13 protein-coding genes and 1 tRNA gene are annotated in these 12816 nt (G+C 46.9%); 12 read left to right on the top strand and 2 right to left on the bottom strand.

Annotation, left to right across the window (positions count from 1 at the left end):
* From C5684_RS05135 to pdxA, 3 genes are all read left to right on the top strand, one after another.
* Positions 1-789, top strand: a 789-nt coding sequence (locus tag C5684_RS05135; protein WP_104639618.1) for a glycosyltransferase family 4 protein, incomplete at its 5' end; no start/stop codon positions are given.
* Positions 780-1559, top strand: coding sequence for a pyridoxine 5'-phosphate synthase (locus C5684_RS05140; protein WP_013890116.1), 780 nt, complete (start codon positions 780-782; stop codon positions 1557-1559). The genes C5684_RS05135 and C5684_RS05140, both read left to right, overlap by 10 nt.
* Complete coding sequence (gene pdxA / locus C5684_RS05145; protein WP_013890117.1) at positions 1556-2491, top strand: 4-hydroxythreonine-4-phosphate dehydrogenase; 936 nt, start codon at positions 1556-1558, stop codon at positions 2489-2491. Before C5684_RS05140 ends, pdxA begins: the two co-directional genes overlap by 4 nt.
* A 1-nt stretch (position 2492) precedes the next feature.
* Here pdxA and prfA read toward each other — a convergent pair whose 3' ends face one another.
* Positions 2493-3551: a peptide chain release factor 1 gene (gene prfA / locus C5684_RS05150; RefSeq protein ID WP_013890118.1), complete on the bottom strand. Its 1059-nt coding sequence runs from the start codon at positions 3549-3551 to the stop codon at positions 2493-2495.
* Positions 3552-3554: 3 nt separating this feature from the next.
* Positions 3555-3827, bottom strand: a complete 273-nt coding sequence (gene rpsT, locus C5684_RS05155; RefSeq protein WP_013890119.1) for a 30S ribosomal protein S20 — start codon at positions 3825-3827, stop codon at positions 3555-3557.
* 80 nt (positions 3828-3907) lie between these two features.
* On the opposite strand from rpsT, the gene glmM reads away from it, so the two are divergent.
* The 9 genes from glmM to C5684_RS05200 all read left to right on the top strand — a co-directional run bounded on the left by glmM (position 3908) and on the right by C5684_RS05200 (position 12805).
* Positions 3908-5242 carry a phosphoglucosamine mutase gene (gene glmM / locus C5684_RS05160; protein ID WP_104639619.1) on the top strand — a complete coding sequence of 445 codons (1335 nt, stop codon included), beginning with the start codon at positions 3908-3910 and terminating at the stop codon, positions 5240-5242.
* A gap of 2 nt (positions 5243-5244) precedes the next feature.
* Positions 5245-5703, top strand: a complete 459-nt coding sequence (gene lspA, locus C5684_RS05165; protein ID WP_006016108.1) for a signal peptidase II — start codon at positions 5245-5247, stop codon at positions 5701-5703.
* A gap of 23 nt (positions 5704-5726) precedes the next feature.
* Positions 5727-5801, top strand: a tRNA-Val gene (locus tag C5684_RS05170).
* 192 nt (positions 5802-5993) lie between these two features.
* Entirely contained in the window at positions 5994-6785 is a 792-nt protein-coding gene (locus C5684_RS05175; RefSeq protein WP_158650189.1) for a tetratricopeptide repeat protein, read from the top strand.
* 91 nt (positions 6786-6876) lie between these two features.
* Complete coding sequence (locus C5684_RS05180) at positions 6877-8241, top strand: TrkH family potassium uptake protein (protein WP_104639621.1); 1365 nt, start codon at positions 6877-6879, stop codon at positions 8239-8241.
* Entirely contained in the window at positions 8238-8909 is a 672-nt protein-coding gene (locus C5684_RS05185) for a potassium channel family protein (protein ID WP_006016099.1), read from the top strand. The genes C5684_RS05180 and C5684_RS05185 overlap by 4 nt, the downstream gene beginning before the upstream one ends.
* Positions 8910-8978: 69 nt before the next feature.
* Positions 8979-10475 (top strand): AAA family ATPase, encoded by a 1497-nt coding sequence (locus C5684_RS05190; RefSeq protein ID WP_104639622.1) that lies wholly within the window; start codon positions 8979-8981, stop codon positions 10473-10475.
* On the top strand, positions 10475-11809 hold the full coding sequence (locus C5684_RS05195) for an NFACT family protein (protein ID WP_233708664.1): 1335 nt from the start codon (positions 10475-10477) through the stop codon (positions 11807-11809). The genes C5684_RS05190 and C5684_RS05195 overlap by 1 nt, the downstream gene beginning before the upstream one ends.
* Positions 11810-11875: 66 nt before the next feature.
* Positions 11876-12805, top strand: a complete 930-nt coding sequence (locus C5684_RS05200) for an ACP S-malonyltransferase (protein ID WP_104639624.1) — start codon at positions 11876-11878, stop codon at positions 12803-12805.
* Positions 12806-12816: the final 11 nt, after the last annotated feature.

The following is a 12816-nucleotide window of genomic DNA, read 5'->3' on the forward strand; positions in this document are numbered from 1 at the left end:
CACTGGGGGTTGCTCTTGGGGGGTGTGGTGGTCTTTTTAAGCGGATTTTTAGAAGATCTCAACCGCCCTCTAAGCCCCCAAAAACGCCTATTCTTGCAAAGTTTAGGGGCATTGCTTTGCATTAGCCTAACCCCGCTCATTTTAAAAGATTTTGCCCCCTTTTTTAGCTTGCCTATGATCTTGGCTCTGCCCTTTAGCGTGTTCATGCTCGTGGGCGTGGCTAATGCGATCAATATCATTGATGGGTTTAACGGGTTGGCTGGGGGCTTGAGCGTCTTGGTTTTGGGGTTTATATATCTGGCTGATCCTAGCCCCTTTATCTTGGCTATGCTCTTGGGTGTCTTGGGCTTTTTGGTGTTGAACTTCCCTAAGGGTTATATTTTCTTAGGCGACGGGGGGGCGTATCTTTTGGGGCTGGTGTGTGGGGCGTGCTTGATGGATTTAGCCTTAAAGGGCGTGGTGAGCGTGTGGTTTGGGCTGGCTTTAATGGTCTATCCAGTAACTGAGGTGTTATTTTCCATCGCGCGGCGCAAATTGCAAAAACAAAAAGCGACTTTGCCTGATGCCCTGCACCTACACACCTTGTTGTTTAAGGCACTGATTAACAAATACCCCAATCCAAATGCCCTCACCGGGTTTTCTATTGTGGTTTTAAATCTGCCCTTCATGCTGGCTAGCTATTTTTGGCGCAACCAGCCCTATGCGCTTTTAGCGGTGATCGCGCTTTTTATAGGGGCGTATCTTAGCTTTTACCAATATCTCAATCACAAGGAACACCCATGCGTTTAGGTCTAAATATCGATCACATCGCCACGCTTAGGGAGGCTAGAAAAATCCACGAACCCAACCCCCTAGAGGCGATCTTTATTGCCAAAAATGTCGGGGTGGATTTGATCACTTTGCATTTAAGAGAAGATCGCCGCCATATCCATGAGGACGATGTGGCTAGTATTATCCAGCATGCCCCCATGCCCATTAATGTAGAATGTGCGATCGACTCTGAGATCACCCAAATTTTATGCCACCTAAAGCCCTTTAAAGTAACTCTAGTGCCTGAAAAACGCACAGAGATCACCACAGAGGGGGGGCTGAACTTAGAGCACCCGCAATTAAGCCAGACCATCAAGGTTTACCAAGATTGCGGGATCGAGGTGGCACTATTCATCGATCCACAACAAGAGAATTTGCAACGCGCTTTTAATTTGGGCGTTAAGGTCGTGGAATTGCACACGGGCAAATTCAGCAATCTTTACAACACTCTTTATTCCCACTTCAAGCACCACAAAAACCGCTTAAAAGATTTGCCCACTAATAATCCCACCCTAAAAAGCATGCTGGATGCCAGTTTGCAAGAGCTCAAAGAAGCCACATCGCAAGGGGTGCAAATGGGCTTAGAAATGTGCGCTGGGCATGGCTTGAATTATTTTAGCGTGGGACTGGTGGCGGGCATTGCGGGCTTAGCAGAACTCAATATCGGGCATGCCATCATCGCGCGGGCGGTGATGGTGGGGTTAGAGCGCGCCATTTATGACATGCAAGAGGCGATGGGGCACAGATGAAACCCAAAATCGCCATCTCTATCGGGGATATTCAGGGCATAGGGCTAGAAATCGCGCTCAAAGCCCACACACACATCAGCCAAATTTGCACCCCTCTTTATTGCGTGCATAGCCAACTTTTAGAGCAAGCCAACGCCCTATTAAACAACGGCTACACCCAAGCCCTAGAAAACATGGCATGCAGCGCACCCAACGCCCCCAAACCCACCATCAAACCCGCCCAAGTGTGCCAAGAGAGCGGGTTTTATAGCTTCCAAAGTTTCTTGCACGCCCTAGACTTGGTTGATCGCCAAGAGGCTATGGGGGTTTGCACCCTGCCCATCCACAAGCAGGCATGGCAATTAGGGGGCATTAACACCCCCGGGCACACCGCCCTTTTAAAAGAGCGTTACCAAGCAGAGGCGATCATGATGTTAGGTTGCCCTAAGTTGTGGGTGGCACTCTTTAGCGATCACATCCCCTTAAGTGCGGTGAGCGGGTGCGTACAATTAGAACCTTTAAAAAAATTTTTAGGCACTTTGGGGCGGGTGTTGCCAAAAGTAGAAAAGATCGTAGTTTTAGGGCTAGACCCACATTGTGGCGATGGGGGAGCTATTGGCTCACAAGATTTAATCGTGCAAGAGGCGATCAAGCGTGCTAACCAACTCTTGGGGCGTGCCTTGTTTGTAGGACCTATACCGGCTGATAGTGCCTTTGCCCCACATATGCGTGCGCGTTACACGCATTTTGTTGCCCTTTATCACGATGTGGGGCTAGCCCCACTCAAAGCTCTTTATTTTGAAGAGAGCATCAATGTTTCGCTCAACCTCCCCATCAAGCGCGCCAGTGTCGATCATGGCTGTGGGTTTGATATTGCCTACCAAAACAAAGCCAGCCCACAGAGTTATATCAATGCTATAAGATGGCTGGTGTCCTTGTCAAGGGATTTTTAGCCTAGCCTTCCACTAAGACACTTTGGGCGTGTGCGATCAAGGGTTCAATGACCGGGTCTAAATTGCCTGAGAGCATGATCTCCTCTAAGCTATAGAGGGTTAGATTGATGCGGTGGTCGCTTAGGCGGTTTTGGGGGTAGTTATAGGTGCGAATCCGCTCACTGCGATCCCCGCTCCCCACCTGCATTTTGCGCTCGGCCGCACTCTCTTGTTGTTGCTGTTCGATCTGTTGTTCATACAGACGGGCTTTTAAAATCTTTAATGCCTTGTCCTTGTTCTTGTGCTGGGATTTTTCATCTTGCATGGACACGCTGATCCCACTGGGCACATGCGTAATTCTGACCGCTGAATCGGTGGTATTCACGCACTGCCCCCCATGCCCCCCGGCACGAAAAACCTCGATGCGCAAATCATTAGGACTAATATTGATCTCCACATCATCGGCTTCAGGCATGATCGCCACGGTGATAGCGGATGTGTGGATACGCCCTTGCGATTCAGTCTCAGGCACGCGTTGCACGCGGTGGGTGCCGGCTTCAAATTTGAGGCGCGAATACACCCCCTGCCCCTTGATGAGCGCGATCATCTCCTTATACCCCCCCACGCTGTTTTCACTCGAGCTGACAATCTCGACCTTCCAACGCTTCAAATCCGCATAACGGCAATAAGCCCTAAAGAGATCGCCTACAAAAATCCCCGCCTCATCGCCTCCCGTGCCCGCGCGCAATTCCAAATAGATATTTTTATTGTCATTGGGGTCTTTGGGGATGAGCAAGATTTTAATGCGCGCCTCTAAGGCTTTGCTTTGCTCCTCCAAGTCCTTAAGTTCCTCTTTGGCTAGCTCGCCTAGTTCCCTATCCTCCAATAAGGCTTTATTTTCTTGGATACTCTCCAAGATGCCTAGGTATTCCTTAGCACAACTGGCTAATTCCTCCAAGCTGGCTTGTTCTTTGCTTAGCTCGGTGAGCTGGCGCACATCATTTAATACTTCAGGTTGGGTTAGACTAGCCGCAAGCGCATCGTAGCGCGCCACGACTTCTTTTAATTTTGTGGGGAGCACGGATTAGCTGGCTAAAGCGATCTTTTTCACGCTCGCATTGAGCCTAGAAACCTTCCTAGAAGCGGTGTTTTTCTTTAAAATGCCCTTGCTCACGAATTTATGCAATTCCTTGTTCGCCACCTTCAGCGACTCTTGGGCTTTGGGGACATCATTTTGTGCCACCGCCTCACGAACGGCCTTAATGATATTTTTAATGCGGGTTTTGTAAAAGCGGTTGCGCTCAGTGCGCTTGATGGTTTGGCGAATCCTTTTCTCAGCGGATTTATGGTTGGCCACTACTTAATCCTTTTATCAAAAATAATGTGGCAAAATTCTAGCCAAAAGCGCATTAAAGACAAATTAAATAGGGTGCTAGCATGATTTTTGGGACTGATGGGGTTAGGGGCAGAGCAGGGGTGGAGATCACGCCCATGTTTGTGATGCAATTAGGCATTGCAGCGGGGTTGTATTTTAGCAAGAGCGCGCTTAGTCATAAAATTTTGGTGGGTAAGGACACACGCAAGAGCGGGTACATGATTGAAAATGCCCTTGTGAGCGCGCTCACTTCAGTAGGTTATGATGTGATCCAAATTGGACCCATGCCAACACCTGCCATTGCGTTTTTGAGCGAGAATATGCGCTGTGATGCGGGGGTGATGATCAGTGCGAGCCATAACCCCTTTGAGGACAATGGCATTAAGTTTTTCGATCGCTTTGGCTACAAGCTCCAAAGAGAGAGCGAGCTAGAGATTGAAAAGATTTTTGCCAATGAAAGCTTGATCCACAATAGTTGCCAAGTGGGGGTGGGGATTGGGAGTTCTAAACGCATTGATGATGTGGTGGGGCGTTACATCGTGCATTTGAAAAACTCCTTCCCCAAACATTTGAGTTTGCAGGGCATGCGCGTGGTGATTGACACCGCCAATGGCGCGGGTTACAAGGTCGCCCCCATTGTCTTTAGCGAGCTAGGGGTCGATGTGATTGTGATCAATGATAAGCCCAATGGGAGCAATATCAACGCCCAATGTGGCGCACTCTTTCCCCTAGAGCTTAGCCAAGAGGTGAGGCGTTATCGCGCAGATTTGGGCATTGCACTAGATGGGGATGCTGATCGGTTGGTGGTGGTGGATAATTTGGGGCAGGTGGTGCATGGGGATAAGCTTATAGGGGTGCTAGCTAGCTACCAGCATAATAACCAACAACTAGCCCAAGCTAAGGTTGTGGTTACTAGCATGAGCAATTTAGCCCTGCAAGAATATTTGAACGCCCAAGGGATTAGCGTGGTGATCTGTGATGTGGGGGATAAATTTGTGAGTGCGGCGATGATCGCCCACAAGGCTAATTTTGGAGCCGAGCAGAGCGGGCATATCATCTTGGGGGATTATTCTAAAAGCGGGGATGGGATCATGAGCGCTTTGCAGGTGAGTGCACTCTTGGTGCAGGCTAATAAACCCAGTTGTGAGGTGTTAAACCCCTTCAAGCTCTGCCCCCAAGTGCTTGAAAACCTACCCATCAAGCATAAAAAGCCCCTAGAGAAAATCCCGGGTTTTAAAGAGATGATCAAAACCCTAGAACAACACCACATCCGCCACCTGATCCGCTATTCAGGCACGGAAAATCTCTTGCGTATTTTGTTAGAGGGCAAAGATAGTGCCTTGTTAAAAAGCAAGACCCAAGAGCTCAAAACCTTTTTCCATGAAAAATTAGGTTAGCCTTGAAACGCGCGCTGGTTTATTTTAGTTTAGCTGGGATAGTGGCTCTCATTGGCGATCAAGCCTTAAAACAAGTGATCTTAGAGGGGTTTAGATACCATGGTCCTGTGATCTCCATTGTGTTGGCTTATAATAAGGGCGTGGCTTTTTCGATGTTGGATTTTTTAGGCCCTTGGCTCAAATATTTACAGGTGCTGTTGATTGTGGGCATGGCTTTTTTGTTGGTGCGCCAAAAAGAGTTTTTTATCCCCAATGCCCTCCCCTTTGGGCTGGTGCTAGGAGCAGGCAGCTCTAATATTTTAGATCGCTTTGTGCATGGCGGGGTGGTGGATTATGTCTATTGGCATTATAAATTTGATTTTGCGGTTTTCAACCTTGCTGATGTGCTGATCGATGTGGGCGTGGGGCTCTTGGTGATCCAGATGTTCAAACAAGGGGCTCTTAAGGCAAAAGACAAATAAGATCGGGTAAAATAGTGGTTTGCGGTCGCGTAGCTCAGTGGTAGAGCACTACCTTGACATGGTAGGGGTCGCTGGTTCAAGTCCAGTCGGGACCACCATTTACCACCAACACACTTAGCCCCTAGATGCCAACAGAACGCCTCAAAATTGTCCTATATGCAAAGAATGCGTTTGTGAAAAGATCATAGGTCAAAGTATAACTATAAGTCAGGGTATTTTACCTTTAAGACAATCTCACATATAAAAAGTGTAGAATGGGGGGGTTAAGCCCTTTTGTGATTGGAGGTTGTGTGGTAATCTGGAGAGTAGTGGTGTTGGTGGGGTTGTTATTAAGCGGGGATGTGTTTGCAAAGGAGCAGGATTTTTTGGTTGCCCAGCAAGCTTATGCGTGCCACCAGTATGACAAAGCTTTGCAACACTACCAAAAAGCCCTCAAAACAGGCGATAAACGCGTTTATATGGCTTTGGGGAATTTTTATTCTGATACAGACAATTATGACTATAATGATGATGAAAAAGCCATTGGGTATTATAACACGGCGGGCGATTTGGGAAGTGTGGATGCCTATTTGAGCATCGCAAACATTTATGTTATGGGGAATGATGCTTTTAATAACAATATTATCACCAATGTCCGTAAAGACAACCTTGAGGCTCTCGTATATTACCAAAAGGCAGCGCAGATGGGATCAGCTGAGGGGTATGTGGGTTTGGGTGATGTTTATTTAGATGGGGGTTATGGGGTGCTTGAGGACGATCAAAAATCCTTAGAATACTACCAAAAGGCAGCGCAGATGGGATCAGCTGAGGGGTATTATAAATTGGGAAGGACCTATGAATATGGGAGCTATGCGGTCAAACAAAACATCCCAAAAGCCCTAGAGTATTATAACAAAGCGGGGGAATTAGGGTATGCTCAAGCCTATGATAGGTTGGGCTTTATCTATAAAATGGGGGATGCTGGGAGTGCTGGTGATCCTAGAGATGTGGGGGTTGATGAGGACAAATCGGCAGAATACTACCGCAAGGCAGAAGCACTCAACAAACAACAAGAGGATAAATCCCCTGCTAAGTGCCCTTAAACACAAATCTACACGATTTTATGCTAGACTTTTTGGATTTTACTTTTTTTCGTGGGTTTGTTGGTTTTGACTCCATTCAAAGGCTTTTGCCATGTTAGCTAGTGAGGGCTCTTTAAATAAAGCTTCCTCTGTCAATAAAACCTTTGGCACCATTGTAATTAGTTATGTGCTCTTGGCTCTCTTGGGGGCGTTGTTACTGAGCCTATCGCCTATGCGGCTTAAACCCATTCCCTTTATTGACTTGTTTTTTACCTCTGTTTCAGCAGTCTGTTTGACCGGGCTTATCACATTCAATCCGGCTACCGATCTAACTATCTATGGGCAGGCGGTGATAATGGGCTTGATCCAAGCTGGGGGGTTTGGTTACATGGGGTTAGCGGGCTTTTTGTTCTTGATTTTGGGTAAGCGCATGGATTTTAAAGGGCGTATGTTGCTCAAAGAATCCCTAGATTACCCCAACATGCAAGGCATTATTAGATATCTTAAAAAAATCCTGCTCTTCACACTCTGCATTGAGGGGCTGGGCGCGCTGATCTTAACTTTGTATTTTCTCTCCAACATGCCCTTCAAACAAGCCCTTTGGGCGGGGATCTTCCATGCCATCTCGGCGTTTAACAATGCTGGTTTTAGTGTCTTTGAGTCCAATTTGGTAAATTACCGCAATGATGTCGTGGTTAATCTGACAATTTGTTTGCTTATTATCCTAGGTGGGCTGGGGTTTTTGGTGTTGAGCGAATGTTATGACTACCGCAACAAGTCGCGTTGGAGCGTGCATACACGCATTGTACTCATCGCTACGGCTATTTGCATTGTGTTAGGCATGGCGGTGCTCTTGCTCTTTGAGTGGGATAACCCCAAGAGTTTTGGTGAATCGAACTGGTTTGAGAAGATTTTAGGCGTGTTTTTTATCTCGGTCAATCTACGCACCGCCGGCTTTAACACTATTGATATGTCTGGCTTGCACGATCAAAGCTTGTTTTTCTCCTCCTTGCTGATGGTGGTCGGTGCAGCTCCGGGGGGCACGGCTGGGGGCATTAAGATCACCACCATGACTCTCTTGCTGGTATATGCCTATTGCACGCTCAAGGATAAAGAAGTGGTGCTATTCCAAAGAACCATCCCCCAAGCCCTTGTTAAAAAATCCTTTTTGGTTTTTATCATCACCATGTTTTATATCATCATCTCGGTGATGATTTTGAGCGCGACTGATGACACCCAAAACAAGCATTTTTTGCACCTGCTCTTTGAGATTTGCTCTGCCTTTGGAACGGTGGGAGCCAGCACGGGCGATGGGGGCACTCTCTCATTTGCAGCCTCGTTTAGCAATTTTGGTAAGCTCTATTTGGTTGTTTTGATGTTTATGGGGCGTGCGGGGGTTTTGATGTTTAGCATGGCACTCATGGGCAAGAGCAAAACACGCCATATCAAATACCCTGAAGAAGGAATGCTTTTATGAAAACTTATGCGGTTTTAGGTCTAGGTAAATTTGGCTCGCATGTGGTGCATGGCTTGGTGGAAAATGGCGAACAAGTGATCGCGATGGATATTAATGAGGAGAGTATCAAGGTTTTTAAGGGTGTGTGCGACAATTTGTTTATCATTGATAGCACCGACATTAACGCTTTAAAAGATGCCGGGATTGGGGAGGTGGATACCGCTATTGTGAGCATTGGGCAAAATGTGGAAGCCTCGATCTTAAGCGTGATGGCACTCAAAGAAATTGGAGTTCCTGAGGTCATTGCCAAAGCCTCGACCCTCATCCATGGCAGGATTTTATCCAAGATCGGCACAGATCGCGTGATCTATCCTGAACGCGATGCGGCTAAAAGATTGGTCAAGAGTTTATCTTTTAACCCCAATCTAGAAGTGTTAGATGTTACTAATAGCATGAAGATTATCCGTTTGAATGTTGGCAATGCGCATGCCGATCGGCAAGTGCAAGATTTTTTGCATTCCTTCCAAGCGGATTTAAAAATCGTGGCACTCAAGCGTGAAAACAAGTGGATTTACAATATTGAGCCATCGCTCATCTTGAAGCTTGAAGATACCTTATTGCTCTTTGGGCATGCTAGGGAAGTGGAAATATTCTTGGCTAGCAAGGACGCTTTGAAATTCAAAAAGTGAGGAGAGGTTTGACTTATTGCCCTTTAAACTTGCCTGTGCTAGACTTGGGTCTAAAAATCAGTGGTTAAAATGATAGAGAGTGTAGAGATTAAAAAGGGGTTGGTTTTTGCCCATGCACGCTTGGAATTTAGCCCCCATTTGAATGTGATCAGCGGGGCTAGTGGGAGCGGTAAGAGCGTGTTAATTGATTGTGTGCTGGCTAGCTTAGGCTTGCAAGAGGTGCGCGCCCAAAGCATCAGCACCCTTTATAAGGACAATAAGCACACCCACCACCTCCAAGCTTTTAAGGACAAAAAAACCAAGCGCACTTTGGATCACAAACCCAGCACTAAAAAAGCCCTCCACGATCGCTTTGCCCCCCTTGTGTTACACATCTCTAGCCACAAACACGCTCAAGAACTCACCCCCAGCTTTTTACTAGAACTCTTAGATGGCTACATAGACCCCCAACTCACCCACACTTTCCAAAAAACCCACCAAGCCTACACCCAAGCCCGCCAAGAGCTCGCCAAACAGCAACAAGAGGCAACGCATTTAGACATGCTCAAAGAAATGGCGCGTTTTGAGTTAGCCCAATTACAGAGCGTGGATTTACAAGAGGGGAGCTATACCCACCTTTTGGAACTCAAAAAAGCCTACAGCTCCAAAGAAAAAATGGCAAGCCAAATCAAGGCGGGCTTAGAAGCCCTAGAGCATAGTTTTGAGATCACCAAAGCCCTCCAGCACACCCCAACCCCCACAGAACCCCTAGAAGCCCTGCTAGAGGAAGCCAAACAAGCCCTAAGCGATCGCCTCTGCCAGCTAGAGGAACTTGAGGAGATGGATATTCAAGATTTGCTGGATAAAACCAACAAACTAGGCGCAATTTTGAAAAAATACGGGAGTGAGGCACAAGCTAGGGCAAGAAAAGAAGCCTTGAGCGTGGATTATGAGCGTTATTGTGCCCATGCCCACAATCTCGAAAAACTCCAGCAACAAACCCAAGAGCTAGAACAAGAATGCTTGCAACTAGCCCTAGAGATCAAACAAGAACGCCTCAAATACCTACCCTCCATGCAAGAAAATTTAGAGCACTATACCCAACAACTCTTGCTTAAAAAACCCGCCTTGAGCTTGCAAGCCACGCCCCTAAATACAAAGGGTTTAGAGAGCTTGGAGATCACACTGGGCAACACGCCCTTAGCCCATGTGAGTGCGGGCGAGTTTAACCGCTTGCGTTTAGCCCTCTTGGCTTTAAAGGCAAGCTTGAAAAAACAAGTTTTGGATTGCCCGGCACAAACCATTATCGTTGATGAGCTGGACACCAATTTGAGCGGGCGGGAGAGCGCAAGCGTGGCGTTGATCTTAAAGGAACTCAGCGCGATTTATCAAATCATCGCTATCTCGCATGCCCCCCACCTGCCAGCCATTGCCAATAAGCATTTCTTAGTCCATCAAGAGGGCTCTTTAACTGCTGTCAAACCCCTTAACAAGGACGAACAAGCCCTAGAGATCGCGCGCATGGTGGATGCTAATTTGGGTAAAGAAGCCCTAGCCTATGCTAAAAGAATGCTAGAACCCAAATGATGCCCTATGCCCTGCTTTACCACCTAGCCCACCTCTTAAAGCAACAAAATAAGATCACCATCCGCCACCACCAAAACCTTTTGAGCCTAGACACCCCCCATTATTTGTTTAAAGCCCTCATGCAACAAGCCCAAAGTTATGTCTATGTGGATACCACCCGCTTAAGCGTGGCTAAGACTCCCTTTAATTTAGCTTTGGAAAAATACGCCTCCAATGCCAAAATCTTAGATGCCTTCTTAGAAAATGAGGATCGCATTTTAAAAATCGCCCTAGAATGCCCCCATGCCTATAAAAAAATCCGCTCTTGTTTGCAATTAGAATTTACGGGCAAACACAGCAACGCCATTTTATTAGACATGCAAAACAAGGTCATCGAAGCCTTGCATTTTGTCAAAGAAACACAGAGTTACCGCCCCGTGCTCAAAAACCAAGTGTTGCTCGCTTTGCAAAAACCCCAGTTCAAACGCCCCCCCCTAGAGCCTTTAAGCACGCCTGATTTTTTGCAAGACTTGCAAGATTTGCACCATGCCCATAGTGCCAAACTCCTTAACACCAAAAAAAGCAACCTTGAGGACTTGTGGCTTAAAAAAAAGCAAAACTTGCAAGCGGTGTTGCAAGACTTACCCAATGAAGCGCATTTATCTAGCCTAGCCCAACAAAAGCACACCCACGCCTCTTTGATTCTCTCTAACTTGCACCACCTAGACCCCAAGGCAATTTATAGCCCCGTGCTTAAATTAGAGGGAGAGGCTATTGAACTGCCTAAAAATGCCCGTTGTTTGAGCGATGCGGCTAATAAACTCTTTAAAGAATCCAAAAAATGCAAACAAAAATCCGCCCATGTTGCCTTGCAAAGAGATAATCTCACCTCCAAGATTGCCTTTTTAGAGGCTAAATTAGCTCTGTTAGAACATGCCAGCCTAGAGGAGCTAAACTTGCTCACCCCCCCCAAAAACACCGCCAAGAAAAAGACCCCCCCAGCACGCTTTGAAAATTTTGAGATTGAGGGGGTTAAGGTGCTCATCGGGCGCAATGAAAAGGAAAACCGCGAATTGTTGAAAATGGCACGCTCCCAAGACATTTGGGCGCATATCCAAGATAAGCCCAGCGCGCACATGCTGATTTTCACCCACCCTAATAAACCCTCTAGCTCCTTGCTTTTAAAAGCCTGCACGCTCTTAGCCAAACTCTCTTACCCCCACACCAACAGCCAGCAAAGTTTAAAAGTGCGGATTGACTACACCCCCAAAAAACATGTCAAGTTTGCCAGCAAACCCAACAATAGGGCTTATGTTATCTACACGCATTTTTCCAGCTTGAGCGTGGGGATTTGAATTCTAAGCCTCTGCAAGATCGCCTTAAGAACTTGTGTTACAATAACCAAAACAAATGAAAGGATAATAATGGCGGTGTGGCTATTTGGTGGGCAGGGCTCACAGCATGTAGGCATGGGGCAGGATTTGTGCGCGCATTCTAGCTTGGCTAAACAAATGTGCGAGGAAGCTAGCGATGTGTTAAAACGGGATATGTCTAAGCTGCTATGGAGTGAAAATGCGGATCTTAACAAGAGTGCCTACACCCAAAGCGCGATCTTTTTGGTTTCCATGATGGCTTTTAGGCTCTTTATGAGTCAAGTAGGCGATCTTGTGCCTAAAATGGGCTTGGGGCATTCTTTGGGCGAAATTAGTGCTAATGGGGCGAGTGGGGCATTGAGCCTAGAGCAGGGCTTAAAATTAGTCTTTGAGCGGGGCAGATTGATGGAAGAGGTTTGCACCAGACATGCCAAAGAGTTAGGCATGTTAGCGGTTCTAGGGGCACAAACAGAGGGTATTTTAGCCTATTGCGATCAAGTCAGGGCACAGGGGCAACTACTCCATGTGGCTAATTTTAATGGGTCGCAAGTCGTGTTGGCGGGCGAAAAGGAATTTTTGCAACGCTTAGAGCCCAAAAGCTTAGGGGCTAAAAAATTGGTGCTCTTGCCCATGAGTGTGGTGAGCCACTGCCCCCTCTTAGCCCCAATGGTGGCGGACTTTAAAGCCTTGTTGCAAGAAAGTTTGCAAGACTCTTATGCCTTTGGCATTGTCTCCAACGCCACAACCCAAATTTACCAAAACAAAGCGGATGCCCTAGAGTGCTTGGGGGTGCAGTTAGTTAAACCTGTGCTTTATGATCGCTGTTTGCAAGTGTGCGAAACGCAAGCTAACTACTATATCGAATTTGGCACCAGCGTGCTTAAAAATCTCAACAAACGCCTAAGCAACAAACCCACTTTCAGCGTTACGGACATGGCTAGTTTGGAGGAAGCCTTAAAATTTGTCCAAGATCACTAGCACCCCACAAG

This window comes from Helicobacter bizzozeronii, assembly GCF_900196775.1.
In the GTDB taxonomy this organism is placed as follows: Bacteria; Campylobacterota; Campylobacteria; order Campylobacterales; family Helicobacteraceae; genus Helicobacter; species Helicobacter bizzozeronii.

Coding starts and splice junctions, on each gene's coding strand:
- C5684_RS05190 (WP_104639622.1), top strand. CDS start 8,979: ATGATAGAGAGTGTAGAGATTAAAAAGGGGTTGGTTTTTGCCCATGCA.
- C5684_RS05140 (WP_013890116.1), top strand. CDS start 780: ATGCGTTTAGGTCTAAATATCGATCACATCGCCACGCTTAGGGAGGCT.
- C5684_RS05195 (WP_233708664.1), top strand. CDS start 10,475: ATGCCCTATGCCCTGCTTTACCACCTAGCCCACCTCTTAAAGCAACAA.
- C5684_RS05180 (WP_104639621.1), top strand. CDS start 6,877: ATGTTAGCTAGTGAGGGCTCTTTAAATAAAGCTTCCTCTGTCAATAAA.
- C5684_RS05185 (WP_006016099.1), top strand. CDS start 8,238: ATGAAAACTTATGCGGTTTTAGGTCTAGGTAAATTTGGCTCGCATGTG.
- pdxA (WP_013890117.1), top strand. CDS start 1,556: ATGAAACCCAAAATCGCCATCTCTATCGGGGATATTCAGGGCATAGGG.
- glmM (WP_104639619.1), top strand. CDS start 3,908: ATGATTTTTGGGACTGATGGGGTTAGGGGCAGAGCAGGGGTGGAGATC.